At 62.1% G+C, this 24,449-nt stretch carries 24 protein-coding genes; 11 read left to right on the top strand and 13 right to left on the bottom strand.

Features of this window, described 5'->3' with window-relative positions; all coding sequences use genetic code 11:
- Positions 1-13: 13 nt before the first annotated feature.
- From ACIOUG_RS09120 to ACIOUG_RS09105, 4 genes are all read left to right on the top strand, one after another.
- On the top strand, positions 14-1,753 hold the full coding sequence (locus tag ACIOUG_RS09120) for an FAD-dependent oxidoreductase (protein WP_401064548.1): 1,740 nt from the start codon (positions 14-16) through the stop codon (positions 1,751-1,753).
- Positions 1,737-2,570, top strand: coding sequence for an aldo/keto reductase (locus ACIOUG_RS09115; protein WP_401064546.1), 834 nt, complete (start codon positions 1,737-1,739; stop codon positions 2,568-2,570). The genes ACIOUG_RS09120 and ACIOUG_RS09115 overlap by 17 nt, the downstream gene beginning before the upstream one ends.
- A gap of 189 nt (positions 2,571-2,759) precedes the next feature.
- A complete protein-coding gene (locus ACIOUG_RS09110) occupies positions 2,760-3,653 on the top strand; it encodes a neutral zinc metallopeptidase (RefSeq protein WP_401064544.1) in 894 nt (297 codons plus the stop codon).
- The gene (locus ACIOUG_RS09105) at positions 3,654-4,607 is read left to right on the top strand and encodes an alpha/beta fold hydrolase (RefSeq protein ID WP_401064541.1); all 954 of its coding nucleotides are present in this window, start codon (positions 3,654-3,656) and stop codon (positions 4,605-4,607) included.
- A gap of 143 nt (positions 4,608-4,750) precedes the next feature.
- On the opposite strand, the gene ACIOUG_RS09100 is transcribed toward ACIOUG_RS09105, so the two are convergent.
- From ACIOUG_RS09100 to ACIOUG_RS09090, 3 genes are all read right to left on the bottom strand, one after another.
- Positions 4,751-5,344 (bottom strand): HAD family hydrolase, encoded by a 594-nt coding sequence (locus ACIOUG_RS09100; protein ID WP_401064539.1) that lies wholly within the window; start codon positions 5,342-5,344, stop codon positions 4,751-4,753.
- The gene (tesB, locus tag ACIOUG_RS09095; RefSeq protein ID WP_003228466.1) at positions 5,341-6,210 is read right to left on the bottom strand and encodes an acyl-CoA thioesterase II; all 870 of its coding nucleotides are present in this window, start codon (positions 6,208-6,210) and stop codon (positions 5,341-5,343) included. Before tesB ends, ACIOUG_RS09100 begins: the two co-directional genes overlap by 4 nt.
- A 105-nt stretch (positions 6,211-6,315) precedes the next feature.
- Complete coding sequence (locus ACIOUG_RS09090; RefSeq protein ID WP_401064647.1) at positions 6,316-6,885, bottom strand: GNAT family N-acetyltransferase; 570 nt, start codon at positions 6,883-6,885, stop codon at positions 6,316-6,318.
- Between the two features lie 82 nt (positions 6,886-6,967).
- On the opposite strand from ACIOUG_RS09090, the gene ACIOUG_RS09085 reads away from it, so the two are divergent.
- Both ACIOUG_RS09085 and ACIOUG_RS09080 read left to right on the top strand, forming a co-directional pair.
- Complete coding sequence (locus ACIOUG_RS09085) at positions 6,968-7,888, top strand: histone deacetylase (protein WP_401064537.1); 921 nt, start codon at positions 6,968-6,970, stop codon at positions 7,886-7,888.
- 280 nt (positions 7,889-8,168) lie between these two features.
- Positions 8,169-9,410, top strand: coding sequence for a TIGR03862 family flavoprotein (locus tag ACIOUG_RS09080; protein WP_401064535.1), 1,242 nt, complete (start codon positions 8,169-8,171; stop codon positions 9,408-9,410).
- Positions 9,411-9,527: 117 nt separating this feature from the next.
- Here the strand turns inward: ACIOUG_RS09080 and ACIOUG_RS09075 are convergent, their stop codons facing one another.
- Positions 9,528-10,868: a DEAD/DEAH box helicase gene (locus ACIOUG_RS09075; protein WP_003228472.1), complete on the bottom strand. Its 1,341-nt coding sequence runs from the start codon at positions 10,866-10,868 to the stop codon at positions 9,528-9,530.
- A gap of 65 nt (positions 10,869-10,933) precedes the next feature.
- Positions 10,934-11,875 (bottom strand): drug/metabolite exporter YedA, encoded by a 942-nt coding sequence (gene yedA / locus ACIOUG_RS09070; RefSeq protein ID WP_401064532.1) that lies wholly within the window; start codon positions 11,873-11,875, stop codon positions 10,934-10,936.
- A 163-nt stretch (positions 11,876-12,038) separates the two neighbouring features.
- On the opposite strand from yedA, the gene ACIOUG_RS09065 reads away from it, so the two are divergent.
- A complete protein-coding gene (locus ACIOUG_RS09065) occupies positions 12,039-12,491 on the top strand; it encodes an Lrp/AsnC family transcriptional regulator (RefSeq protein WP_401064530.1) in 453 nt (150 codons plus the stop codon).
- Between the two features lie 134 nt (positions 12,492-12,625).
- Here the strand turns inward: ACIOUG_RS09065 and ACIOUG_RS09060 are convergent, their stop codons facing one another.
- From ACIOUG_RS09060 to ACIOUG_RS09050, 3 genes are all read right to left on the bottom strand, one after another.
- Entirely contained in the window at positions 12,626-13,231 is a 606-nt protein-coding gene (locus ACIOUG_RS09060) for a PolC-type DNA polymerase III (protein WP_401064528.1), read from the bottom strand.
- A 24-nt stretch (positions 13,232-13,255) separates the two neighbouring features.
- Positions 13,256-13,735: an NYN domain-containing protein gene (locus ACIOUG_RS09055; protein ID WP_041065128.1), complete on the bottom strand. Its 480-nt coding sequence runs from the start codon at positions 13,733-13,735 to the stop codon at positions 13,256-13,258.
- Between the two features lie 245 nt (positions 13,736-13,980).
- A complete protein-coding gene (locus tag ACIOUG_RS09050; RefSeq protein WP_098965755.1) occupies positions 13,981-14,739 on the bottom strand; it encodes a DUF2076 domain-containing protein in 759 nt (252 codons plus the stop codon).
- Positions 14,740-14,917: 178 nt separating this feature from the next.
- Here ACIOUG_RS09050 and ACIOUG_RS09045 point away from each other — a divergent pair, with 178 nt between their 5' ends.
- Positions 14,918-15,592 carry a YciC family protein gene (locus ACIOUG_RS09045; protein WP_401064525.1) on the top strand — a complete coding sequence of 225 codons (675 nt, stop codon included), beginning with the start codon at positions 14,918-14,920 and terminating at the stop codon, positions 15,590-15,592.
- A gap of 74 nt (positions 15,593-15,666) precedes the next feature.
- Entirely contained in the window at positions 15,667-16,746 is a 1,080-nt protein-coding gene (locus ACIOUG_RS09040) for an endonuclease/exonuclease/phosphatase family protein (RefSeq protein ID WP_401064522.1), read from the top strand.
- A gap of 131 nt (positions 16,747-16,877) precedes the next feature.
- Here ACIOUG_RS09040 and ACIOUG_RS09035 read toward each other — a convergent pair whose 3' ends face one another.
- The 4 genes from ACIOUG_RS09035 to ACIOUG_RS09020 form a co-directional block, all read right to left on the bottom strand.
- Positions 16,878-17,714: an ABC transporter ATP-binding protein gene (locus tag ACIOUG_RS09035; protein ID WP_401064519.1), complete on the bottom strand. Its 837-nt coding sequence runs from the start codon at positions 17,712-17,714 to the stop codon at positions 16,878-16,880.
- A complete protein-coding gene (locus ACIOUG_RS09030) occupies positions 17,702-18,505 on the bottom strand; it encodes an ABC transporter permease (protein ID WP_401064516.1) in 804 nt (267 codons plus the stop codon). Before ACIOUG_RS09030 ends, ACIOUG_RS09035 begins: the two co-directional genes overlap by 13 nt.
- Positions 18,506-18,514: 9 nt before the next feature.
- The gene (locus ACIOUG_RS09025; RefSeq protein WP_401064514.1) at positions 18,515-19,501 is read right to left on the bottom strand and encodes an ABC transporter substrate-binding protein; all 987 of its coding nucleotides are present in this window, start codon (positions 19,499-19,501) and stop codon (positions 18,515-18,517) included.
- A gap of 342 nt (positions 19,502-19,843) precedes the next feature.
- Positions 19,844-21,334 (bottom strand): aldehyde dehydrogenase, encoded by a 1,491-nt coding sequence (locus ACIOUG_RS09020; RefSeq protein WP_401064512.1) that lies wholly within the window; start codon positions 21,332-21,334, stop codon positions 19,844-19,846.
- 222 nt (positions 21,335-21,556) lie between these two features.
- Here ACIOUG_RS09020 and ACIOUG_RS09015 point away from each other — a divergent pair, with 222 nt between their 5' ends.
- The gene (locus ACIOUG_RS09015) at positions 21,557-22,471 is read left to right on the top strand and encodes a LysR family transcriptional regulator (protein ID WP_401064510.1); all 915 of its coding nucleotides are present in this window, start codon (positions 21,557-21,559) and stop codon (positions 22,469-22,471) included.
- 24 nt (positions 22,472-22,495) lie between these two features.
- On the opposite strand, the gene ACIOUG_RS09010 is transcribed toward ACIOUG_RS09015, so the two are convergent.
- Positions 22,496-22,951, bottom strand: coding sequence for a winged helix-turn-helix transcriptional regulator (locus ACIOUG_RS09010; protein WP_401064508.1), 456 nt, complete (start codon positions 22,949-22,951; stop codon positions 22,496-22,498).
- A gap of 179 nt (positions 22,952-23,130) precedes the next feature.
- Between ACIOUG_RS09010 and ACIOUG_RS09005 the strand changes: the two genes are divergently transcribed.
- Entirely contained in the window at positions 23,131-24,363 is a 1,233-nt protein-coding gene (locus ACIOUG_RS09005; protein ID WP_401064506.1) for an MFS transporter, read from the top strand.
- Positions 24,364-24,449: the final 86 nt, after the last annotated feature.

Here is a 24,449-nt window from a genome sequence, read left to right as displayed (position 1 = left end):
GGAGCGTTGCCTGATGTCTGCCGAACTTCCCGAAATCGACTGCGACGTTCTGGTCGTCGGCTCCGGTGCCGCCGGTTTATCCACAGCGGTCACTGCGGCGTGGCATGGTCTGAAAGTCATCGTGGTTGAAAAAGATCCGGTATTCGGCGGTGCCACCGCGTGGTCCGGCGGCTGGGCGTGGGTGCCGTGCAATCCGCTGGCCCGGCGCGCAGGCATCGTCGAGGACGTTGAGCAACCGCGCACTTACCTGCGCCACGAACTCGGCGAGCATTACGACCCGGCAATGGTCGATGCCTTCCTCACCGCCGGGCCGCAGATGGTGGCGTTTTTCGAACAGCATACCGCTCTGCAATTTGCCGACGGCAACGCCATCGCCGACATTCATGGCGATACACCCGGCGCGGGCACGGGCGGTCGCTCGGTCATCGCGGCGCCTTACGACGGACGAAAAGTCGGACGCCTGCTCAGGCGCCTGCGTACAACGATGCGCGAAACGTCCTTCATGGGCATGCCGATCATGGCCGGCGCCGATCTTTCGGCGTTCCTCAATCTCAGTCGATCACCGAAAGCCGCGTGGCACGTAACCCGTCGTTTTACCCGTCATCTGCTGGATCTCGCGCTACACGGCCGGGCCATGCAACTGGTCAACGGTGTGGCGCTGGTCGCAAGGCTGGCGAAGTCCGCCGCGGACCTTGGCGTGCTGTTATGGGAGTCAGCGCCAGTGACCGAACTGCTGCGCGATGAAGCAGGGGTTTGCGGCGCGCTGGTCAGCAGCGCCAAAGGCCCGATCCGCGTTCATGCACGCAAAGCCGTGGTGCTGGCCGCCGGCGGTTTCGCCAACGACATCGAGCGGCGCAAAGCCTTGTTTCCGCGCACGCCCACGGGGCATGAACACTGGGCACTGCCACCGCTGGCAGTGAACGGCGATGGCCTGCGCCTGGGCGAAAGCGTCGGCGCCACGGTCAACACCGACGTGGCTTCGCCGGTGGCGTGGGCGCCGGTCTCGCAAGTGCCGCATGCCGACGGCAGCATCGGCCATTTCCCGCACATCATCGAACGCGGCAAACCGGGAATCATCGGCGTACTGCGTAACGGTCAGCGCTTCGTCAACGAAGCCAACGGTTACTACGACTACGTCAGCGCCATGGTTGCCGCCACGCCTGAAGGCGAGGAAGTCGCCTCGTGGCTGATTTGCAGCCATGCCTTCCAACGGCGATATGGCCTGGGCATGTCGCGGCCCTTTCCCGTACCGGTGTCAGGATTTATCCGCCGCGGCTATCTGAAAACCGGCAACACCCTTGAAGAATTGGCCAGCGCCTGCGGTATCGATCCCAGCGGGTTGCGCCGCACTGTTGATCACTACAACTCGCATGCGCGCCTTGGCGAGGACCCGTTGTTCGGCCGCGGTTCAACGTCTTACAACCGCAAGCAGGGCGATCCGGCGAACCTTCCCAACCCTTGCGTTGCCCCAATAGAGACAGGCCCCTTCTATGCCGTGAAAGTCCAACCGGGCTGCTTCGGCACCTTTGCCGGGCTCAAGGTCAACCCGCATGCGCAAGTGCTCGACGCCCATGCCCGGCCCATCGCCGGGCTCTACGCCGCCGGTGGTGACATGGCCAGCATCATGGGCGGGCACTATCCGGCGGGCGGGATCAACCTCGGCCCGGCGCTGACTTTCGGTTACATCGCCGCCCGGCATATCGCCGGCATCACTGCTTTCGAACAGGAGATCGACCATGCAGCACATCGTTAACGCCCAGGGTTTGAACATGCCGAAACTCGGCCTCGGCACCTGGCCGATGCTCGGCGACGAATGCACCCGTGCCGTCGAGCAGGCGCTGGAACTCGGCTACCGGCACATCGACACGGCAGCGGCCTACAACAACGAAGACGCCGTCGGACAAGCATTGGCGAACACACCGACACCCCGCGAGCAGATTCATGTCACCACCAAGGTCTGGTGGGATCAGTTGCAACCCGACGCGATGCGCCACTCGATGCAGCGCAGCCTCAAGGCCTTGCGCAGCGATTACGTCGACCTGTTCATGATCCACTGGCCGAGCACCGATTGGGATCTGCCGCGCACCCTCGACACGTTGGCCTCGTTCAAGGAACAGGGTCTGGCGCGCAACATCGGCGTGGCGAATTTTCCTCTGCCGCTGCTGCGCACAGTCGTCGAGGAATACGGTATTGCCCTCTCGGCAATTCAGGTCGAGTACCACGTCCTGCTCGGCCAGAACGCCCTGCTCGACTACGCGCGCCAACACGATCTGGCGCTGACCGCCTACACACCGCTGGCGCGCAACAAGGTCTCGGACATTGCGCAGATTCAGCAGATCGCGAAAAAACACGGCGTACTGCCGACTCAGGTCGCATTGAAATGGCTGCTGGATCAGCCCAACGTCGCGGCAATTCCCAAGGCCAGCAGCCGCGCCAATCAACTGGCGAACCTGGCTTCGCTGCAGGTTGAACTGGACGCCGAAGACCGCGCACTGATCGCCGCACTGCCGAAGAATCAGCGTCAGGTCAGCCCGGATTTCGCCCCGGTGTGGGATGCCTTCGATCGCTGACGCCCAGCGCGCCAAGAGAAATCCGCCGATGGATTGAATTAGTCGCGCACACGCTCGTCAATAACAGGCCCGCCCTCGTCACCCGAGGCCGGGCCTGCTTGCGTGCGCGCGAATAGACGGACGACCGGACTGGCGCCACACTCACACACCAGCAACACTCATCACCACGCACAGAAAGAGGATTCCCACATGCTATGGAAAAAAGGCCGACGCAGTGACAACGTCGTCGATGCCCGGGGTGATGAGGGCGACAGCGGTGGCGGTGGCATGCGTTTCGGTGGCGGCAAAGGCCTGAGTCTGGGGGCGATCCTGCTGATCGTCGGCATCGGCTGGATCACCGGGCAGGACCCGTTGCAGATCCTCGGCCAGCTCACCGGGCAGATGACCGAACAATCGTCGCCGGCCACGACGCAAACCCGTCAGGCGCCACCGGCCAACGACCAGCAAGCCGAATTCGTGCGGTCGATCCTGGGCGATACCGAAGACACCTGGGGCGCGATTTTCCAGCAGGCCGGCCGCCAATATAAGGACCCGACGCTGGTGCTGTTCAGCAACCGGGTGAATTCCGCCTGCGGTCTGGCGACTTCGGCGACCGGCCCGTTCTATTGCCCGGCGGATCAGAAAGTCTATCTGGACATGGCCTTCTTCCAGGAAATGGCCCAGCGCTTCAAGGCTGCCGGCGACTTCGCCCAGGCCTACGTGATCGCGCACGAAGTCGGCCACCATGTGCAGACGCTGCTCGGCGTCTCGGCGAAAATTCAGGCAGCTCGTCAGCAGGGTCGGCAGATGCAGGGCGACGGCGGTTTGCTGGTGCGTCAGGAGTTGCAGGCTGACTGCCTGGCCGGCGTCTGGGCCTACCATGCGCAGAAGCGCCTGAACTGGCTGGAACCGGGTGACGTCGAAGAGGCCTTGAACGCGGCCAACGCCATCGGTGATGATCGCCTGCAACAACAGGGTCAGGGCCGTGTGGTGCCGGACTCGTTTACCCATGGCACGTCGGCGCAAAGGGTGCGCTGGTTCAAAACCGGTTTCGCCCAGGGCCAGGTCGGCCAGTGCGATACCTTCGCGGCGAAAAACCTGTAAATGCGCAACTGGCTTTTGGCTTTACTGATCATCGGCGGCAACGCGCACGCGGCAGGCGTCGATGCCATCAGCCCCGGGCGCCTGCAATTCGAGGCCGGCGAAATGGCCGTGGGCATCAGCCCGGCACCGGAGAAGATCGAACGAGTGCTGATCGTCATTCACGGTCGTCTGCGCAATGCCGAGACCTACCGCAAGAGTGCCGAGCGCGCCACTGAACTGGCTGGGCAAACCGCGCACACGCTGGTGATCGCGCCGCAGTTTCTCAACGAAAGTGATGTCGCCCTGTACTCCCTGCCCAACACATTGCTGCGCTGGAAAGGCAATGAGTGGATGGGTGGCGGGTTATCCACAGGGCCGAAACCGCTGAGTTCCTACGCCGCCCTCGACGCCATCGTCGCCCGGGTCAGCGATCGCAAGCAGTTTCCGGATGTGCAGCAGATCGTGATTTTCGGCCATTCCGGCGGCGGACAAGTGGTGCAGCGCTACGCCCTGCTGGCCAAGGAGCAACCGGCACTGAAGGCCAACGGCATTCGCCTGCGGTATGTGGTGGCCAATCCGTCGTCGTACGCGTATTTCAACGAACAGCGGCCAGTGGCGTTCGATCACGCCCAGTGCCCGGGCTTCAATCGCTGGAAGTACGGGCTGGCAGACATGCCGGTGTACGCCGGTGGGCAAACGCCGTTGCAGCTTGAAAGCAGTTACATCAAACGCGAGGTGATTTATCTGCTGGGGCAGCAGGACACCGACCCGCAACATCCGGCGCTAGACAAGGGTTGCGCCGCCGAAGCGCAGGGCGCGTATCGACTGGAACGGGGCAAACTGTTTTTCAGTTACCTGTTGCGCCGCCATCCGGAAGGGGTGAATCAGCGGCTGGTGGAAGTGCCCGGGGTCGGGCATAACGGCGATGGGATGCTGACGTCGCCGGAGGGGCAGAAAGCGCTGTTTGATCAGTAATCCTTGCGGTGGCCTTTCTGGCCTCTTCGCGAGCAAGCCCGCTCCCACATTGGATTGATGCATTACACAAAATCTCTGTGCACCGAAGATCTAATGTGGGAGCGGGCTTGCTCGCGAAGGCGTTCTGGCAGGCACCGAAGAACTCAGGCCAAAAGCATCCGCCGTAGCTCGACACAATCCTGCGCATGCCAGTCCGTCAGCTCCGGCCACGGGTTGTCCGGCAGATTCACCAGCACCGTCCGCGCCCCGGCCGCCCGCCCGCAATCCAGGTCGAAGCGGTAATCCCCGACCATCACCAAGTCGCTTGCCGGCACGTTCCAGGCTTCGGCCAGTTTCAGCAATCCGCCGGGATGCGGCTTGGGAGGCGCTTCATCGCGGCCCAGCACATCTTCTACAGCAAAGCAGTCAGCCAGACCGATGGCGTCGAGCGTCACATGCGCCAGCTCCCGCGCATTGCGCGTCAGAATGCCGAGGCGATAACCACGCTCGTGCAGATCGCGCACCAGCTCCACCGCACCCGCCGCCGGTTTCGAACCCAGCGCCAGATCGCGCTCATGCTCGAGCAACCACGCATGTTTCGCCGCGGCCTCCTCGGCCGGCAACGCCGCGAGGTGGGTGAGAATGTCGTCCTCGGGCGGAATCGCCAGCGCCACGCGGATCGCCGCAAAGTCATGCACGGCGACAGTCAGGGTGCCGTCCATGTCGAACACCCAGTGCTTCACATCGCTCAGGCTCATGCCCAGTCCTTGCGGTGACGGATCAGGCCTTCCTGGGTCACCGACGCCACCAGTTGCCCGGCGCGGTTGTATACGCTGCCACGGGAGAAACCCCGGGAATTGCCGGCCCACGGGCTGTCCATCGCGTAGAGCAACCAGTCATCGGCGCGCAGATCATTGTGGAACCACAGCGCGTGATCGAGGCTGGCGACCTGCATGTCTTTCTGCCAGACCGACTTGCCGTGCGGCAGCATCGAAGTGGTCAGCAAACCGAAGTCCGAGGCGTAGGCCAGCAGGTATTTGTGCAGCGCCGGAATGTCGGCCAACGCGCCATCAGCACGGAACCACACGTATTTCACCGGATCGGCCGGTTGCGGGTTGTACGGGTCTTTTTCAGTGACCGGGCGCACTTCGATCGGTTTCGGGCACAGCAGTTTTTCGCGCATGTGCTCGGGAATCAGGTGCGCGCGTTGCTGGGTCAGTTCCAGCTCCGACGGCAGGTTTTCCGGGCCGACCACCACTGGCATCTGGCTCTGGTGCTCGAAGCCGGCCTCGTCGTACTGAAACGACGCGCTGCAGGTAAAAATCGGGTGGCCCTTCTGGATCGCCGTGACCCGCCGCGTGCTGAAGCTGCCGCCATCGCGCACGCGATCCACCGAATACACCACCGGCAACTTCGCATCGCCCGGGCGCAGGAAATAGCCGTGCATCGAATGCACATGGCGCGCCTCTTCAACCGTCTGACTGGCCGCCGACAGCGACTGACCGAGCACCTGGCCACCGAACAGCTGACGGAAACCCAAGTCCTGGCTGCGGCCACGGAACAGGTTTTCCTCGATCGGTTCCAGGGTCAGCAGGTCGACCAGATCTTCCAACACTTGGCTCATTCAGACTCTCCTCACACAACGCTATGCCGCGCAGTCTTGGCTGCGGCGGCCCATTCAGGTTCTGGCGCGAGCCACTGTCGCGCCATTGTAAACGTCCGTGTCGGCTTAGCCATGCAGGGTTTGCAGCCATTGCTCCCTGGTAATTCGGTACAACAGATGCCGGCGCAACGGGTGATCGACGGCAACTCTGGGGTGATCGAAATCATCGGCCGGATCGTGCTGCATGCCAATCGCCTGCATGACTTTCTCCGACGGCAGATTGCTCTGCGCGGTGAAGGAGACGATCTCCTTCAGCCCGAGCCGATCAAAGCCTGCGCGCAATGCCGTCCACGCCGCTTCGCTGGCATAGCCCAGGCCCCAATGCTCGCGGGCCAGACGCCAGCCGATTTCCACCGCCGGGGTGAACGGCGCATCGAAGCCGACCACGCCGAGACCGGTAAAACCGATGAACTCGCGACTGTCCTTGCGCTCCAGCGCCCACAGGCCGTAACCGTGCTCGGCGAAATGCCCGCGCACCCGGCCGATCATCGAGGCACTTTCCAGACGGCTGAGCGGCGCCGGAAAGTAGCGCATCACCTGAGGATCGGCGCACATCGCCGCAAATTCCGGCAAATCCTCGTCGCGCCACTGACGCATCAGCAGGCGTGCGCTTTCAAGTTCCTGAATCGGCTCCATCATGCCCCTCCGTTTCCATGCCGCAAGTCTACATCGCTGGTAGGATCGTTCACTCTTTCCATCGTTCCTACATGAAGTCGCCATGCCACTGCCGCTGATCTACCACGAAGACTACAGCCCCGAGTTTCCGGCGGATCACCGCTTTCCGATGGACAAGTTCCGCTTGCTGCGCGATCACCTGGTCGACAGCGGCTTGACCCGCGACGCCGACCTGCTGCGTCCCGAGATCTGCCCCAATGACATCCTCGCCTTGGCCCATGACCGTCGCTATATCGAACGCTACATGAGCGGCGAGTTGTCCCGCGAAGACCAGCGGCGCCTCGGTCTACCGTGGAACGAAGCCTTGGCGCGGCGCACGGTGCGGGCCGTTGGCGGCTCGATTCTCGCGGCGGAAAAGGCCCTGGAGCACGGTCTGGCCTGCCACCTCGCCGGCGGCACCCATCACGCCCACTACGACTACCCGGCCGGCTTCTGCATCTTCAATGACCTGGCGATCATCAGCCATTACCTGCTGCAAAGCGGTCGGGTGAACCGGGTGCTGATCTTCGATTGCGACGTGCATCAGGGCGACGGCACTGCGCGGATCCTCCACGACACCCCCGAGGCGATCACCGTATCCCTGCATTGCGAAAAGAATTTTCCGGCACGCAAGGCCGAAAGCGACTGGGACATTCCGCTGCCCAAAGGCATGGGCGATTCCGACTATCTGCGGGTGGTGGACGAGACCCTTAACTACCTGCTGCCGCTGTATCAACCGGACCTGGTGCTGTATGACGCCGGAGTCGATGTGCACAAGGACGACGCCCTCGGTTATCTGCAGCTGACAGACGCCGGAGTCGCCGCCCGCGATGAAAGCGTGATGCGCCATTGTCTGGGCCGCGACATCCCGGTAGTCGGTGTGATCGGCGGCGGCTACAGCAAGGATCGCCAAGCCCTCGCCCGCCGCCACGGCATCCTCCATCACAGTGCGCAACGGGTCTGGACGTCACACGGTTGTCACTAAGCTGTGCTGCGTTACCCACAATGGCTGTGGAACGGCCTGTGGATAACCTGAGCGAAAGGGACTACAGGCCGCAGTGAACCTGGCGTACAGCGCGATGGTTGTTTTTTAACCAGCCCACCAGATTTACCGTCGATCCCCCTGTAGGAGCTGCCGCAGGCTGCGATCTTTTGATCTTTGTTTTCTCAAGGCCCAGATCAAAAGATCGCAGCCTGCGGCAGCTCCTACACGGATCCCGGCTGTTAGAATGCGCGCCTTATCCCGCCATACCGCAGCGCACGCCATGACCCAGACTTCCGCCCCCCTCCCCGCTCACGTCGCCATCATCGGCGGTGGCCCCGCCGGCCTGATGGCCGCCGAAGTGCTGAGCCAGGCCGGCGTGCGCGTCGATCTGTACGACGGCATGCCCTCGGTCGGGCGCAAGTTCCTGCTGGCCGGGGTCGGCGGCATGAACATCACCCACTCCGAGCCTTACCCGGCGTTCCTCGCGCGCTACGCCGAACGCGCGCCGCAGATCGCGCCGTTACTGCGCGGTTTCGACGCCGATGCGTTGTGCCGCTGGATCCATGATCTGGGCATCGAAACCTTTATCGGCAGCTCCGGCCGGGTATTCCCCACCGACATGAAAGCAGCGCCGCTGCTGCGCGCCTGGCTCAAGCGCCTGCGCGACAGCGGCGTGGTTATCCACACCCGCCATCGCTGGCTCGGCTGGGATGAACACGGCGCGCTGCGCATCAGCAGCCCCGACGGCGAAATCACCGTCAAACCCGATGCCACCCTGCTCGCCCTCGGCGGCGGCAGTTGGTCGCGGCTGGGTTCGGATGGCGCGTGGATGCTGCCCCTGGAGCAAAAAGGCGTAGGACTGGCGCCGTTGCAGCCGAGCAATTGCGGCTTCGAGGTGCAGTCCTGGAGCGAGTTCCTTGTCAGCAAATTCGCTGGCGCACCGCTGAAAAATGTCGCCATCGGGCTGAACAACGACGTGCCGCGCTTGGGCGAATGCGTGATCACCGCGACCGGGGTTGAAGGCAGTCTGATCTATGCGCTGTCGGCGCCGATTCGCGAGGCGATCAATACGCACGGCTCAGCCACGGTGCACATAGATCTGCTGCCCGGCCGACCTGTGGATAAATTGCAGACGGCGTTGAGCAAACCGCGCGGCGCGCGCTCGATGGCCAAGCATCTGCACAGTCAGGTCGGGATAGATGGGGTGAAAGCGGCGTTGTTGCGCGAGCTGACTGGCGCCGAGACCTTCGCTGACCCGGCGCTGTTGGCGCGGGCGATCAAGGCGTTGCCGCTGACCTTGGTGAAAACCCGTCCGTTGGACGAAGCGATCAGCAGTGCCGGTGGCGTGACATTCGAAGCGCTGGATGAACGCTTGATGCTCAAGGCGTTGCCGGGCGTATTTTGCGCGGGGGAAATGCTCGATTGGGAAGCGCCGACGGGCGGCTATCTGCTGACCGGGTGTTTTGCCAGCGGGCGGGCTGCAGGATTGGGGATGCTGCAGTGGCTGCAGCGCCAAGGCTGAAGACCGCGGCGCGCCCTTCGCGAGCAAGCCCGCTCCCACAGGAGATCTCCATTTCAATGAAGACCCATGTGGGAGCGGGCTTGCTCGCGAAAGCGTCCTTACAGACGCCACATCAGATCAAGGCTTGCGCTTACGCGGCCCGGTATTGAACACCGGTACTTTGCGCACAGGCTTGATCGACGGCTCCGGCGCCTGAGTCTCACCGCTGTCGACCCATTTGCCCAGATTGCGCTTGCCGCCACCGCCACCGGAGGTCTTCGGCTTTTTCGGTTTCTTCGGCTTCTTGATCACCTGGCCGCTGGCATCGGTATCCGGCACGCGGTGCTCAGGTTCGAAGTCCGGCTCGTTCTGGCGCTTCAAGGTCTGACGCGTAAGCATCTCGATCGCCGAGAGCATGTTCACTTCATCCGCGCACACCAGCGAGATCGCCTCACCGGTCGCACCGGCACGGCCGGTACGACCGATGCGGTGGATGTAATCCTCGGCGACGATCGGCAGGTCGAAGTTGACCACCAGCGGCAAATCTTCGATATCCAGGCCACGGGCGGCGACGTCGGTCGCCACCAGAATCTGCACTTCGCTGAGCTTGAAACGATCCAGCGCACGCTGACGGGTCGCCTGCGGTTTGTCGCCATGGATACCGTCGGCGTTGATGCCCAGGCCCTGGAGTTTTTCCACCAGCGCATCCACACCGTTACGGGTCTTGGCGAACACCAGCACCTGCTTCCATTTGTTCTTGCGCATCAGGTGCACGAACAGTTCCGGCTTGCGCTTCTTGTCCACCGTCACCACCCACTGCTTGACGGTGTTGGCCGCGACGTTGCGCGGGCTGACCTCAATGCTCAGCGGATCGTTGAGCATCTGCCCGGCGAGCAGGCGGATGTCATCGGAGAAGGTCGCGGAGAACAGCAGCGTCTGGCGCTTCTTCGGCAGCATGCGGTAAATGTTCGCCAGTTCTTCGGAGAAGCCCAGGTCGAGCATACGGTCGGCTTCATCCAGCACCAGGGTTTGCAACTGATCGAGTTTCAACGCGTTCTGGCGGAACAGGTCGATCAGGCGACCAGGCGTGGCGACCAGCACATCAACGCCGCCGCGCAGCTTCATCATCTGCGGATTGATGCTGACGCCGCCATACACCGCATACGTGCGCAATGGCAGGTTTTCAGCGTATTGGCGCACCGACTCATGAACCTGCTCCGCCAGCTCGCGGGTCGGCACCAGAATCAGTGCACGCGCCGAATTGGCGGCCACTTTCGGCCCTTCCATGGCCAGCAACTGCAACAGCGGCAAGGCGAAACCGGCGGTCTTGCCGGTACCGGTCTGGGCCGCAGCCATCAGGTCGCGACCGGCCAGAACGGCCGGAATGGCTTGCGCCTGGACCGGCGTTGGAGTCTGGTAGCCGAGCTTCTCGAGGGAGCGCAGCAAGGGTTCGATCAGGCCAAGGGTGGCGAAAGTCATGGGAGTACCGTAGGAAAAATCAGCGCGGTTGCGCAAAACAAGGATGCAATGGCGCGCAGTTTACCCTAATTCACACGTTGCTCTGCTGGAATGGCGGTCTTCGGCGTCTCCACGACGAGCGGCCGCGCCGGCCGCCGCCACTGCGGCAGACCGATCAACACCACGGCACTGATGATCACCAGCATCGCCAGCGCTTCTTCCATGCCGATGGTCTCGCCGACAAACACGATCCCCAGCAACACCGCCACCGCCGGGTTGACGTAGGCATAACTGGTGGCCGCCGCCGGACGCACGTGCTTGAGCAGGTACATGTAGGAATTGAACGCGATGATCGAGCCGAAGAAAATCAGATAACCCAGGGCCAGCCAGCCTTCCAGCGGCGGCAATGCTTGCAGGTGTTCGCCGCTGACCGCGCTGCCGATCAACAGCACCACGCCGCCCACCAGCATCTCCACGGCACTGGCCATCGCCCCTTGCGGCAATGGCAGATGTTTGCTCCACACCGAGCCGAACGCCCAGGTCGCCGCCGCGAAGATCAGCAGTGCCGCGCCCATCGGGCTCGATTGCAGGTTGGAACCCATGTTGAGCATGGCGATGCCGATAATCCCCAGCGCCACCCCGGCCCACTCCAGCCGCGTATTGCGCGCGCCCCAGAAATACCCGCAGAGCAAGGTGAACAACGGCACCGTCGCCACGGCCAATGCCGCCACGCCGGAAGCCACGCCCGTGTGTTCAGCCACGCTCACCGCGCCATTACCCAGACTGAGCAGCAAAACCCCGATGATCCCCGCCGCTTTCCACTGCGCCCAGGTCGGCGCCGGCGCCCCGCGCCAGCGCAGGAACGCATACATCAGGCTGCCGGCAATCACGAAGCGCACGCCGCCGAGCATCAGTGGCGGCCAGTATTCGACGCCGAGGCGGATCACCAGATAGGTCGATCCCCAAATCACATACAGCGCGAAAAACGCGGCGATCAACGGCAAGGAAAAACGGCGCAAGGCAGGCATGGGCAGCTCGACAGTCAGAGGCAGGGTGTGAATTATTCTAGAAAGGCTGGCGCGCAAAAATAAGCTACAAAACCTGTTTATCGCGCCGGTACACTTTTGAAACAACGGAGATCATCGGGATAAACCACGATTTCGAAAGTCTGGCAATTTAAGGAGTCCGGCCTTGGACAAATACGACCGCATGCTGCTCAGCGCCCTGTTGGAAAACGGTCGCGCGTCCTACGCCGATCTGGCGCGCAAGGTGAACCTCTCTGCCCCGGCAGTGGCCGAACGCGTGGCCAAGCTTGAGGCGTCCGGGGTGATCACCGGGTATCAGGCAAACATCGACCTGTCGAAAATCGGCTTGCCGATCCAGTGCATGATCGAACTGCGCCTGCACCAGAACGGCAGCCAGAAGGTCTACGACGAACTGGTGAAAATCCCGCAACTCACCGAATGCTTTCGAGTTACCGGCGATCCCTGCGTGATGATGAAGGGCGCGGTGGGCTCGATGACGGAACTGGAAGAGTTGATCAACCGGGTGGCGAAGTTCGGCTTCAGCAAGACCTCGATTGTGCTGTCGAGCGCGATCGACAAGCGTGTGCCGCTCAGCCATATAGAAGCCAACGGCAAGTAATCAGGAACTCAGAAGATCAAAATGTGGGAGCGGGCTTGCTCGCGAATGCGCTGTGTCAGACAACCTTTTGCCGAATGACACACCGCTTTCGCGAGCAAGCCCGCTCCCACAAGGGATTTGTAGCGTTCTCGGGATCAGCGGTAGCGCTGCAAGTGCTCGCCGACTTTCGCGGCGGGGACTTTCTGCAGTTTGCACAGCAGGTCATGGGACAGTTCACGGACGCCATGCTTGTGCCGCAGTTCTTCCGCCAAATGCGCCATCAGGTTGGCTGCCATCTCCGCATCCGCCATTGCCCTGTGCGCCTGACCGGTGTGTGGCAGGCGGGCAAAGGTGGTCAGGGTGCCGAGTTTGTGATTCGGTGCCGCCGGCATCAGGCGCCGGGCCAGCAGCAACGAACAGGCGAAGTTCTGCAGTCGGGTGCGCTTGATCCGCCCCAGTTCGAAGTCCCAGAACTTCTGGTCGAACGAGGCGTTGTGCGCGACCAGCGGCGTGCAGCCGACGAACTCGTTGACCTCTTCCATCACCCGCTCCGCCGCAGGCGCGGTGCGCAGCATGGCGTTGCTGATGCCGGTCAGTTGTTCGATGAAGGCCGGGACGCGCACGCCGGCGTTCATCAGGCTCTGGTAACGCTCGACGATACGGCCGTTTTCCAGCATGACCACGGCGATTTCCGTGGCGCGACAACTGCTGTTCGGCGACAGGCCGGTGGTTTCAAAGTCGATGACTGCAATGCGTTCCAAACCGGGTTCAACTCCGTACAAAAATCAATTTTTGAGCAACAGTGCGCCTTCGATCGGCACGTAACGGCTGGCAGCGCGGATCAGCGAGTTGGCGGTCAGGCCGGGCACGCCATAGGCGACCGCTTGCACGCCGTGCTTGCTGATGATGCGTTCGAGCAGCATGTCGAAGTCGCCGTCACCGGAGGCCAGAACGATTTCGTCGACGTGGTCGGCAGCGTCCATGATGTCGAGGGTGATGCCCACGTCCCAATCGCCTTTGGCCGAGCCGTCGCTGCGCTGGATGTAGGGTTTGAGCTTCACGGTGAAACCGAGGTTGCGCAGGATCTGCTGGAACTGCTGCTGCTTGCTGTCGCCACGGTCGATCGCATAGGCATAGGCCTCGACGATCTGCCCGTGCTTGCTCACATCCGCCCACAGCGCGGCGTAGTTGAAATGGCAACCATAGGCCTGACGCACGGTGTAGTAGAGGTTCTGCACATCGGCGAACACTGCGATTTTTTTCACCGGAGTTCCTGTGAGCGCGCGAGCGCACGAAGCGGAATCAGGCACGAGGCCCGAAAAAGGCGCTCAGTATGCCAGCCCACAGGAAGGTGGCGCGAATAATCGACCCACCACTCCGGACGGATGGTGGATTGTGGTGAGGGGATTTATCCCCGATGGGCAGCGCAGCGGCCCCGAAAATGGGACTGCTGCGCACTCCATCGGGGATAAATCCCCTCACCACAGATTTGGTAATGGCGACCGATCCGTCAGACGAACGAATCGTCGTCATCGAAGAACGACGAGTTGTCATCGCTGTAATCAGTGTCGGTAAATCCGCCCTGATCATTGCCGGAGAAACCGTTATCAGCCACACGCTGGTCGTTGCCCCAGTCATTACCGCTCTGGTCAGCCACTTGCGCCGGTTCTTCCTTGATCACTTCAACGATTTCTTCAGGCTGCTGGTTGTGATGGAACAGGCTGCTGATGCCCTGCGCCAGCATCACGCCACCGGCCACGCCAGCTGCGGTTTTCAGCGCGCCGCCGAGGAAGCTGCTGCCCGCTGCCGGGGCTGCTTGCTGGGCGTAGTTGGGCGGCGGCGCGGCGTAGTTCTGTTGTGGCGCTGGCGCAGCGTAATTCTGTTGCGGCGCCGGTTCACGCCAGCCGCCTGTGGAAGCCGGAGCGCTCTGGGTCGGCGCCGGACGCGAGCTGCCGCCGCCGAAGATGCTCGACAGAAAACCACCGCCGCCGCTTGGCGCCGGGGCCGCGCTCTGCGACTTGGCCGCTTGCAGTTCTGCCTGCAATTGCTGGACTTGTTGGGTCAGCTGCTTGTTCTGTTCGTCGAGGCTCTTGATGGCCGCCTCTTGCACCAGAATCGCCTGGGTCATGAAATAACCTGCCGCCGGCTGGCGGGTCAGGTGTTCCTTGATCCGCGCCTCGGCCTGGGCGTCGCGCGGGGCTGCCTCCGTTTCGGCCTGTTGCAGCCGGGAAAACAGTCCATCGATCAGGGTTTGCTCTTCGCTGTTCATGGCGACCTCGTAGATTGCCGGGGATAACATTGCCCGTGCCCACTGTGGACATGGCGCACCTCTGTAATGGAGGCAGTGACAGGATGTTTCAACGACCTTTACCGAATGTTTACGTTTGTGTCGGCCCGCCCATCATCGGTTAAAGTGAGCCACTGTTTTCGACCTGCGATACCGACTGATGAATGCCTTCGATGTGCTGCGCGACTCCCTGTATTTTTTCAAACGCCATCTGGCCAGCATCGTGCAGTTGTGCCTGCCGCTGGTGATCTTCGAGGCCGCGCTGCAGCAAGTGGTGGATCATGCCACCGACCCCGACAGTTTCTCCGCCGCCAGCGTGGTGGTCGGTCTGCTGGTGTACCCGCTGTACACCGCCGCGTTGATTCTGTTCCTCGACGCCCGCACCCGTGGCGAAGCCCCGCGCACCCTCGACCTGCTGGCGATGGCCGCGCGCCTGTGGCCGCGCTTCGCCCTGCTCACGGCGCTCAATACCTTGTTGATCCTGCTGGGGCTGTCGCTGTATTTCCTGCCGGGCCTGATGCTGATGGTGATGCTCGCGTTCGGTGAATACCTGCTGGTGTTGCGCGGCATGGGGCCGTTGCAGGCGATGAAGGAAAGTCTGCGCCTGACCCGTGGGCATTTCTGGCGCATCCTGCTGTGCATTTTGTGTGTGATGGGGCCGTTGTGGCTGCTCAAGGGCGCGACGCTGGCGGTGTACCCCGACCCACAGAATCCGCTGATCGCGGTCATGATCGACAGCGCACACAGCTTCCTGCAACTGTTCACCAGTGTGGTGCTGTTCCGCCTGTTCATGCTGATCAGCGAATTGCCTGACAAGCGTAACGGCGCGGTCTGACCTCGTGGCCCTTGGGCCAAGCGTTCACCGTCAGGTATGCTCGGAGCCATCTTTGTAACGCGATAAGCCGAGCCATGCCCCGTCTACTGCGCTACACCCTGTTGCTGATTGTGCTCGCCATCGTCCTGATCGGCGGGCTGATCTACAGCCTGACCTGGCGCCCCGGCGCCCGCGAAACCCTGCCGGTCAGTTGCATCGGTACGCCGCCGACCCTGGTGCCCGGGCAGGCACTGAAAGTCATGACCTGGAACGTGCAGTACCTGGCGGGCAAACGCTACGTGTTCTGGAACGATCTGGCCTCCGGCGACGACGAGTCGCCAACCCTGGAAGACATGGCTTTCAGCCTCGACGAAGTGGCACGGGTGATCCGCGACGAGCAGCCCGACGTGGTTCTGTTGCAGGAACTGGATGACGGCGCCAAGGCCAGCGATTACCAGAATCAGCTCAAGCTGCTGCAAGAGCGGGTCACCGACCTTTACCCATGCAGCGCCCACGCCTTCGACTGGAAGGCCGATTTTGTCCCCGACCCGCACATCTTCGGCAGCGTCGGCCGGCAACTGGCGACCCTGAGCCGTTATCGCATCGAACATGCCGAACGCCTGCAATTGCCGGTGCCCCCGGCGAATTTCATCTCGCGCCAGTTCGAACCCAAGGACGCCCTGCTCGCCACCAAGCTGCCGCTGAGCGACGGCGGGCAACTGACGGTATTCAACACCCATCTGGATCGCGCCAGCCAACCGGACGACACCTTGCGGGCGCAAGTGACGGCGGTGGCCAAAGTGCTCGACAAGTACGAAAGCCAAGGCCTGCCATGGCTGATCGGCGGTGACTTCAACCTGTTGCCGCTGGGCCAGTACCAGCGCCTGCCCACCGAGCAGCGCACGCCCTACTCGATCGACAGCGCGCTGCATTTGTTGTGGGACAAATACCCGATGATCCCGACCAACAACGAAGCCAGCGGCATCGACCGCGCCCACTGGCTGACCCACTACCCCAACGACCCCGGCCTGAATGGCCCGGATCGCACCGTCGACTACCTGTTCTACAGCCCGAAGATCAAACGGATCGAGGCGATGGTGCGGCAGGACGATACGCTGCGCATTTCCGATCATTTGCCGGTGATCGCGCGATTCCTGCTGCCCGCTGCTCCGTAGTCATACACCCCTCATAACCCTGTGGGAGCGGGCTTGCTCGCGAAAGCGGTGTGTCTTCAACGTTGATGGCGGCTGACACTACGCCTTCGCGAGCAAGCCCGCTCCCACAGGGAAAGATGCATGACTCCAGGTCAATGCACTTCCTCGAGGTCGTCATGCAGCAGCCCGAAAATCTCCCGTTTCATGTCGATAAACGCGCGCTCCATGACCATGTCCAGTGAGCGCGGGCGCTCGATCGGCACGTCGAGGATCTGCTTGATCCGCCCCGGTTTCGCGCCCATCACATAGACCCGATCGCCGAGCAGAATCGCCTCGTCGATATCGTGGGTGACGAACAGCACGGTCTTCTTGCTGTTGCCCCAGACCCGCAGCAACAGCTGTTGCATCTGCAAACGGGTCTGGCTGTCGAGTGCGCCGAACGGTTCGTCCATCAGCAGGATCTGCGGATCATTGGCCAGCGCCCGGGCAATTGCCACGCGCTGCATCATCCCGCCCGACAGTTGTTTGGCGTAGCTGTCGGCGAAACCACTGAGGCCGACCTCATCGACGTAGTAATCGACAATTTCCTTGCGCCGAGCCGCCGGCATGCCGCGCCGCTTGAGACCGAATTCGACGTTCTGCCGCACCGTCAGCCACGGAAACAGCGTGTAGCTCTGGAACACCATGCCGCGATCGGCACCGGGGCCTTGCACTTGCTGACCGCCGACGTAGATTTCGCCGGAGGTAGGCTCGGCGAGGCCGGCGGTCAGGTACAACAGGCTCGACTTGCCGCAACCCGACGGCCCGACGAGCACCGCGAACTGCTGATCCGGCACCTCGAACGACACCTGTTCCAGCGCAGTGAACGTACCGCCATCGGGCTTTTTGTAACGCAGGCTGACCTTGTCCACTTGCAGGCGCGGCGCGGCTTGCGGCGCTGCTGCCCGTGGTTCGATGAAACGATGATTGGCGGCAGTTACTGAGCCCATGCGGCAACCCTCAAGCGGAGAAAGCGGAACAGTTGATCGGTGACCAGCCCCAGCAGGCCGATGATCGCGATGGCGAGGAAAATCACGTCGACCTGAAAACCGCGCATGGCTTTCAGGCTCAGGTAACCGAGGCCACTCGACGCCGCGACCAGTTCGGCCACCACCAGATAAGTCCAGGCCCAGCCCATGGTCACGCGCAAGGTGTCGAGCACGCCGGGCACCGACGCCGGCGCGATCACATGCAGCACCGCGTCGCGCCGGTTGGAACCGAGGGTGTAAGAGGCGTTGATCAGGTCCTTGGAAATCCCTTTGGACACGTCAGCGATCATCACCAGTTGCTGGAAGAACACGCCGAAGATGATCACCGACACGCGCTGCTCCAGACCGATGCCGATCCACAAAATGAACAGCGGCACGAACGAGGTCACCGGCAAATAACGAATGAAGTTGACCAGCGGTTCGAGGAACGCCTGGACGATGCGAAAGCTGCCCATCAACAACCCCAGCGGCACCGCCACCAGCGACGACACGATGAAGCCGACCATCACCACTTCGACACTGGCCCACACATGCGTGCCGAGGGTGCCGTCGCGGCTCAGGCGCAGCGCCGCTTCGAGCACCGCGCCGGGGGTTGGCAGGAACATCCCCGGAACGATGCCGCCATAGGACAGCCCGGCCCACAGGCCGATCAACAACACCCAGGCCAGACCGCTGGCGCTCCACACCACGGGCACCGGCAATCCGGTCTTGGGCGTCAGGCAGCGGCTCAGCCATGATTTGCGCTTGAACATGCGGACCTCCTAGAGCGGGCTGACGAAACGGTTGTCGACCAGCTCGTCATGACTGACGTTGTAGGGTTTGCCTTGCAGTTCGCTGGCGGTTTCGTTGGCGAGTTTGATCAGCGCGGCGCTGTCACCCGGGTTGCCCGGCGAGCCGAGCAGTTTCTCGCTCATGGCCTGATCGTAGAAACGCACGCCTTTGGCGGCAGCGGCCAGTTCCTTCGGATCGGAAAGGTAACCGCCGACGCCTTTGGCCATGATCGCGTAGGCCTCGTCCGGGTGCTCCTGGGTGTACTTGACCGCTTTGTACAAACCGGCGACCAGCGCCTTGACGTCCTGCGGCTGTTTTTCGATGACGCTGCAATTGAGCGCCACCACATCGACGATCACCCCGGGCGTGCTGCTGCTGTCGATCAACACCTTGCCCTGCTGCTTGTCGCGGACCATCGACAGGTGCGGTTCCCAGGTCACGGCGGCGGGCACGCGACCGGCGATGAACGCGGTGGCGGCATCGTCGGCCGTCATGTTCTGCACGGTGATGTCGCTCATTTTCATGCCGTTCTTTTTCAGCAGATAGGAGAGCCAGAACTGCGAGGTCGAACCTTCGTTAACGGCGACGGCCTGGCCCTTGAGCTCCTGCAACGACTTGACGTCCTTGCCGACCAGCACGCCGTCACCACCGTGGCTGTCATCCAGCGCCGCCACGGCTTTGAAGCAGAACTGCGGACGGTACTTGAGCACTTCGTCGATGGTCGAGGCCGAGCCGGACAACTGCCCGGAGGCCTGGGCGGCCATGTACATCGAGGCTTCTTCCACCACCGGCAATTCGACGGTCAGGCCGTTTTCCTTGAAGTAGCCCAGGTCCTGAGCCAGGTACAGCGTGCCGTAGCCGACCCAGGTGGTATGGCCGATGGACAGGGTGCCGGCCTGAGCGCCAGTCGCGACCGTGGCGGCCAGGGCGGTGATTGCCAGAGGATGGGTGAGACGGATACACAAGGACTTGATCATGGAGCACTCCCGACGCTGTTGATTTAGTTTTGTCATGGGCAGTACGGCCGGCACCGATGAGGGGAATCCACGCTGCGGTCTCTGCTGGACTCTGGCGTGAAACACCGGGCTGGCGAGAATGATGGTGGCCCATGTGCGGGCAGAGGAAAATCAGGAAATTGTTGGCAGCAAATGATGAAAAAACTGCTTAGCGTGCACCGCTAAAGAGCGCCCTGAGCGGGGATGGTGCACAGTCCTGAAAAGTAAAAAGATCGCAGCCTTCGGCAGCTCCTACACAGGGCGACACTGAGCCCTGTAGGAGCTGCCGAAGGCTGCGATCTTTGCTTTTGAAATCAACCGCAATCAGCGCAACTGAAACCAGGTGGTTTTCAGCTGGGTGTATTTGTCGAACGAGTGCAGCGACAGGTCGCGCCCGAAACCGGATTGCTTGCCACCACCAAACGGCACCGTCACGTCCAGCGCATCGACGGTATTCACCGACACCGTACCGGCTCGCAGCCGCCGGGCCACGCGGTGCGCGCGATGCAGATCATCGGTCCACAGCGACGCCGCCAGCCCATACACGCTGTCGTTGGCCAGGCGCACTGCCTCGTCCTCATCGTCGAACGGCACCACCGCCAGCACCGGGCCGAACACCTCGTCACGAAACAGCGACATGTCGGCACTGACGCCGGTGAAAATCGTCGGCTCGATGAAGTTGTCCGAGCCATTGAAGCGCCGCTGCCGACCGCCACATACAAGGGTCGCACCCGCCTGCTCGGCAGCGCGAATGGCGCGCATGATGCTCGCCGTCTGCCGCTGATCGACGATCGCCCCGGCACGACTTTGCGGGTCGAGCGGATCCCCCGGCAACCAGCGCTCGGCCTGGGCTTTCAGGCGCTCGACAAACTCATCGTGAATCGAGCGCTCGACCAGCAACCGCGAGTTCGCCGAGCACACTTCGCCCTGATTGAAGAAGATCCCGAACGCGGCTTTTTCCGCCGCCAGATCCAGATCATGGCAATCGGCAAACACCAGATTGGCGCTCTTGCCGCCGCACTCCAGCCACACCTGCTTGAGGTTGGACTGCGCCGAGTACTGCATGAAATATTTGCCGACCTGCGTCGAGCCGGTGAACACCAGGCAATCGACATCCGGGTGCAGGCCCAAGGCTTTGCCGGTCTGCTCACCCAGCCCCGGCAACACGTTGAGTACACCCGCCGGCAACCCGGCTTCCAGCGCCAGCTCTGCCAGACGCAACGCCGAAAACGGTGATTGCTCAGCCGGTTTGAGGATCACCGAATTGCCCGTCGCCAGCGCTGGCGCGAGCTTCCACGCGGCCATGTCCAACGGGAAATTCCACGGCACCACCGCCGCCACCACGCCCAGCGCTTCACGCGTGATGGTCGCCAGCACATTGGCGGCGCCGGGGGCGATCTGGTCGTAGAGTTTGTCGATGCTTTCGGCGTACCAGCGAAACACTCCGGCGGCGCCCGGCACATCAATGTTGTGAGCGTCCATCACCGGTTTGCCCATGTTCAGCGAATCGAGCAGGGCCAGTTCTTCGCGATGCTCCATCAGCAGATCAGCCAGACGCAGCAGCACTTGTTTGCGCTCGGCGGGCGGGCGTTGCGCCCAGGTGCCGGACTCGAACACTTGTCGCGCATTAGCCACCGCTGCGTCGACATCGTCCTCGCCACACGCCGCGACATTCGCTAGCCACTGGCCAGTGGCGGGATTGATCGCGGCGAAGGTCTGCCCCGATTGCGCGGCGCAATGCTGGCCATTGATTACGGCTTTATCGGGAAACTTCAAGGCAACGGCCTGGCGCTGCCACTCTGCAAGTTCGAACACGTCGAATGCTCCTTGGACGTTATTGTGCAGTCGATGGTGGCGCAGGCCCGGACGGGCGAAAAATAGTAAAAATGTCTTCGCAGGCAATGAAAAAACTGCTCAATCGGTTTCCCCAAAACCGCCATGGATGACTACTGTTCAAGGATAAAAACATCGTCGCGCAGCGGACGCGGCGGCGCACAAATTGCTTGGAAGTCGAGTCCGCTCGTCCTGAGGTTTGCCGTGGCCGCCTACAATTTGCGTCAGTTGAAATACTTCATCACCACCGTCGAATGCGGCAGCGTTGCCGAAGCCTCGCGCAAGCTGTACATCGCGCAACCGGCGATCTCCACCGCGATCAAAGGGCTGGAAGACAGCTTCGCGGTGCAATTGCTGATCCGCCATCACGCCCAGGGCGTGTCCCTGACGCCCAGCGGTGCGCGGTTTTTCCGCAAGGCGCAGGAGCTGTTGCGCATGGCCCGGGAGTTCGAGCAGAACGCCCTCGCCGACAACGACATCGTCGCCGGACAGATCGACATCGGCTGCTTCGAAACCGTCGCGCCGCTGTACCTGCCGCAATTGATCGCCGGATTTTCCGCGCTGTACCCGGGGGTGAAAATCCGCATCCGCGACGGCGAACAACAGGAACTGGTGCAAGGCCTGACCTCGGGCACCTTTGACCTGGTCATCCTCTATGAACACGAACTCGACGCCACCATCCAGACCGAACCGCTGATGCCGGCGCAACGGCCCTATGCGCTGCTGCCCGCCGACCATCGTTTCGCCGAATACAAGCAGGTGTCGCTGCGCGACTTGTGTCTGGAGCCGATGATTCTGCTGGACGTGCAGCCCAGCCGGACCTACTTCGTCAGCCTGTTCGAGGAGCTGGGCCTGACGCCGCGTATCGAGTTCAGCTCGCCGTCGATCGAAATGGTCAGGGGCATGGTCGGCCAAGGGTTCGGCTTCTCGGTGCTGGTGACGAAGCCGCACTCGGAATGCACCTATGACGGCAAAAAAGTGGTGTGCGTGGACATTGTCGAAGACGTCACCGGATCAGGATTGGTCGCGGCGTGGCTCAAGCGCGGGCAACTGACCAAACCGGCGCAGTTGTTCGCCGATTATTGCCGCGAACAGCTGACGCGCAAGGCGGGCGACTGAGCAGCCCCACGCCATGGCGCCCCTTCAGCTGCGGCGCTTGACCACACGCCGATGGCAATCCGCCGGGCCCAATACCTTGCCCGCTTTGGATCGCACCTCAATGATCTCGATCGGCTCCGCGTGCTCGTTGTCCAGCAAAACCGAATAACTCTCGCCCTTGTTGAACAGGAAGCGCTCGCCCCACTGGCGCATGCTGATCACGATCGGAAACACCGAACGCCCCATCTCGCTCAGTACGTATTCCTTGTAGGCGGTGCCATCGGATGCTGGCTGCACCTCGAATATGCCGAGTTCGACCAGGCGTTTGAGTTTCACCGTGAGGACGTTTTTCGCCAGGCCCAGGCGTTTCTGGAATTCGCTGAAGCGACGTACGTCATCGAAAGCATCACGGATGATCATCAACACCCAACGATCGCCGATGGCCTCAAGCGTACGGGCCACGGGGCATTCGCTTTTTGCCAGTAGCTGCTGTCTGGCCATGAGTCTCCAAATTGATGAAAGAGCGCGTCAGAACAGTTCTAACGTCAGAAGAAAATATTTTGAAAAACTAGTTGTAGATTAAAACCAGTTTTGATAAAAATCAACGCATCGGTTTTGTTTTGAAACCAGTTATTCCCAAGGATGGAATGATGATGTGGAACCCTCAAAAGCCTTCGATAATGGACGTCGAAGCCGAAAAATCAGGCGGTGGCGGCACTGTTCAGTCCCCTCAGGGACGCGCAACCACCCACGGTTTAAGTCGTTACCAGACATTTCTCTTCGCCATCACCTGCGCCATGGCCGTGGCCAACGTGTACTTCGCACAACCGCTGCTGGAGTCGATGGCCGCCAGCCTGTCGGTATCGCCTGGGACCATCGGTGTGGTGGTCACGGCGACTCAAGCCGGTTATGCCGTTGGCCTGTTGTTCATCGTGCCGCTGGGCGACCTGCTCAATCGCAAGGGACTGATCCTCACGCAGATGCTGCTGTCGGCCGTGGCCTTGTGTGCGGTCGGACTGGCGCAGGACTGGGGCATGCTGCTCGGCGCAATGGTGCTGGTCGGACTGATGGCGGTGGTCGTGCAAGTGGTGGTTGCCTACGCGGCAACACTGGCCAGCCCCGAGCAACGCGGCGAAGCCATCGGCACGGTGACCAGTGGCGTGGTGCTGGGCATTCTGCTGGCGCGCTTCGTCTCCGGCGCAGTGGCCGATCTGGCCGGATGGCGCGGGGTTTACTTTGTTTCGGCAGCCTTGATGATCAGCATGGCGCTGGTGCTGTACCGCACCATGCCGGCATCCACCACGCCGCCGGCCAAAGGCAGTTACTGGCAGTTGCTGCGCTCAGTGTTCCAGTTGTACCTGACCGAACCGACGCTGCGCGTCCGGGGCACCTTCGCCCTGCTGATTTTCGCTGCATTCAGCGTGTTGTGGACCGCCATGGTGCTGCCACTGAGCGCACCGCCACTGTCGCTGTCGCACACCCAGATCGGCTTGTTCGGTCTGGCCGGGGTGGCGGGCGCACTGGCCGCAGCAAGGGCCGGACGCTTGGCCGACCAAGGCTTTGGCAATCGCACCACAGGCATTGCGCTGGCGCTTCTGACCCTGTCCTGGCTGCCCACCGCGTTCGTTGAAAGTTCATTGCTGGCCATGGTCGTCGGCGTGGTCCTGCTCGACTTTGCCGTGCAAGCGGTGCACGTGACCAACCAGAGCCTGATTTTCGCCGCACGGCCGGATGCACAAAGCCGGCTGGTGGGGGCCTACATGTGCTTCTACTCGGTGGGCAGCGGTCTCGGTGCGATTGCCGCGACTTACACCTACGCACACTTTGGCTGGGTTGCCGTTTGCCTGTTGGGCGCTGCGTTCAGTGGTACCGCGCTGTTGTACTGGTTATACCTGGAACTGACGTCGCGTTAACTTCCGGACTCTTTAAAACCTGTATCCATGGCCCGTTGGCCCTGGCGTGAAACTGTGTGCCCGCCACACGAACTTAAATAATTAAA

This window comes from Pseudomonas sp. NPDC087803, from assembly GCF_044742995.1.
GTDB lineage: Bacteria > Pseudomonadota > Gammaproteobacteria > Pseudomonadales > Pseudomonadaceae > Aquipseudomonas.
The sequence above is the reverse complement of the archived record's forward strand: the minus strand, read 5'-3'. Positions and strand labels throughout refer to the sequence as shown.

Coding starts and splice junctions, on each gene's coding strand:
- ACIOUG_RS09120 (WP_401064548.1), top strand. CDS start 14: ATGTCTGCCGAACTTCCCGAAATCGACTGCGACGTTCTGGTCGTCGGC.
- ACIOUG_RS09115 (WP_401064546.1), top strand. CDS start 1,737: ATGCAGCACATCGTTAACGCCCAGGGTTTGAACATGCCGAAACTCGGC.
- ACIOUG_RS09110 (WP_401064544.1), top strand. CDS start 2,760: ATGCTATGGAAAAAAGGCCGACGCAGTGACAACGTCGTCGATGCCCGG.
- ACIOUG_RS09105 (WP_401064541.1), top strand. CDS start 3,654: ATGCGCAACTGGCTTTTGGCTTTACTGATCATCGGCGGCAACGCGCAC.
- ACIOUG_RS09100 (WP_401064539.1), bottom strand. CDS start 5,344: ATGAGCCTGAGCGATGTGAAGCACTGGGTGTTCGACATGGACGGCACC.
- tesB (WP_003228466.1), bottom strand. CDS start 6,210: ATGAGCCAAGTGTTGGAAGATCTGGTCGACCTGCTGACCCTGGAACCG.
- ACIOUG_RS09090 (WP_401064647.1), bottom strand. CDS start 6,885: ATGGAGCCGATTCAGGAACTTGAAAGCGCACGCCTGCTGATGCGTCAG.
- ACIOUG_RS09085 (WP_401064537.1), top strand. CDS start 6,968: ATGCCACTGCCGCTGATCTACCACGAAGACTACAGCCCCGAGTTTCCG.
- ACIOUG_RS09080 (WP_401064535.1), top strand. CDS start 8,169: ATGACCCAGACTTCCGCCCCCCTCCCCGCTCACGTCGCCATCATCGGC.
- ACIOUG_RS09075 (WP_003228472.1), bottom strand. CDS start 10,868: ATGACTTTCGCCACCCTTGGCCTGATCGAACCCTTGCTGCGCTCCCTC.
- yedA (WP_401064532.1), bottom strand. CDS start 11,875: ATGCCTGCCTTGCGCCGTTTTTCCTTGCCGTTGATCGCCGCGTTTTTC.
- ACIOUG_RS09050 (WP_098965755.1), bottom strand. CDS start 14,739: ATGAACAGCGAAGAGCAAACCCTGATCGATGGACTGTTTTCCCGGCTG.
- ACIOUG_RS09045 (WP_401064525.1), top strand. CDS start 14,918: ATGAATGCCTTCGATGTGCTGCGCGACTCCCTGTATTTTTTCAAACGC.
- ACIOUG_RS09040 (WP_401064522.1), top strand. CDS start 15,667: ATGCCCCGTCTACTGCGCTACACCCTGTTGCTGATTGTGCTCGCCATC.
- ACIOUG_RS09035 (WP_401064519.1), bottom strand. CDS start 17,714: ATGGGCTCAGTAACTGCCGCCAATCATCGTTTCATCGAACCACGGGCA.
- ACIOUG_RS09030 (WP_401064516.1), bottom strand. CDS start 18,505: ATGTTCAAGCGCAAATCATGGCTGAGCCGCTGCCTGACGCCCAAGACC.
- ACIOUG_RS09025 (WP_401064514.1), bottom strand. CDS start 19,501: ATGATCAAGTCCTTGTGTATCCGTCTCACCCATCCTCTGGCAATCACC.
- ACIOUG_RS09010 (WP_401064508.1), bottom strand. CDS start 22,951: ATGGCCAGACAGCAGCTACTGGCAAAAAGCGAATGCCCCGTGGCCCGT.
- ACIOUG_RS09005 (WP_401064506.1), top strand. CDS start 23,131: ATGGACGTCGAAGCCGAAAAATCAGGCGGTGGCGGCACTGTTCAGTCC.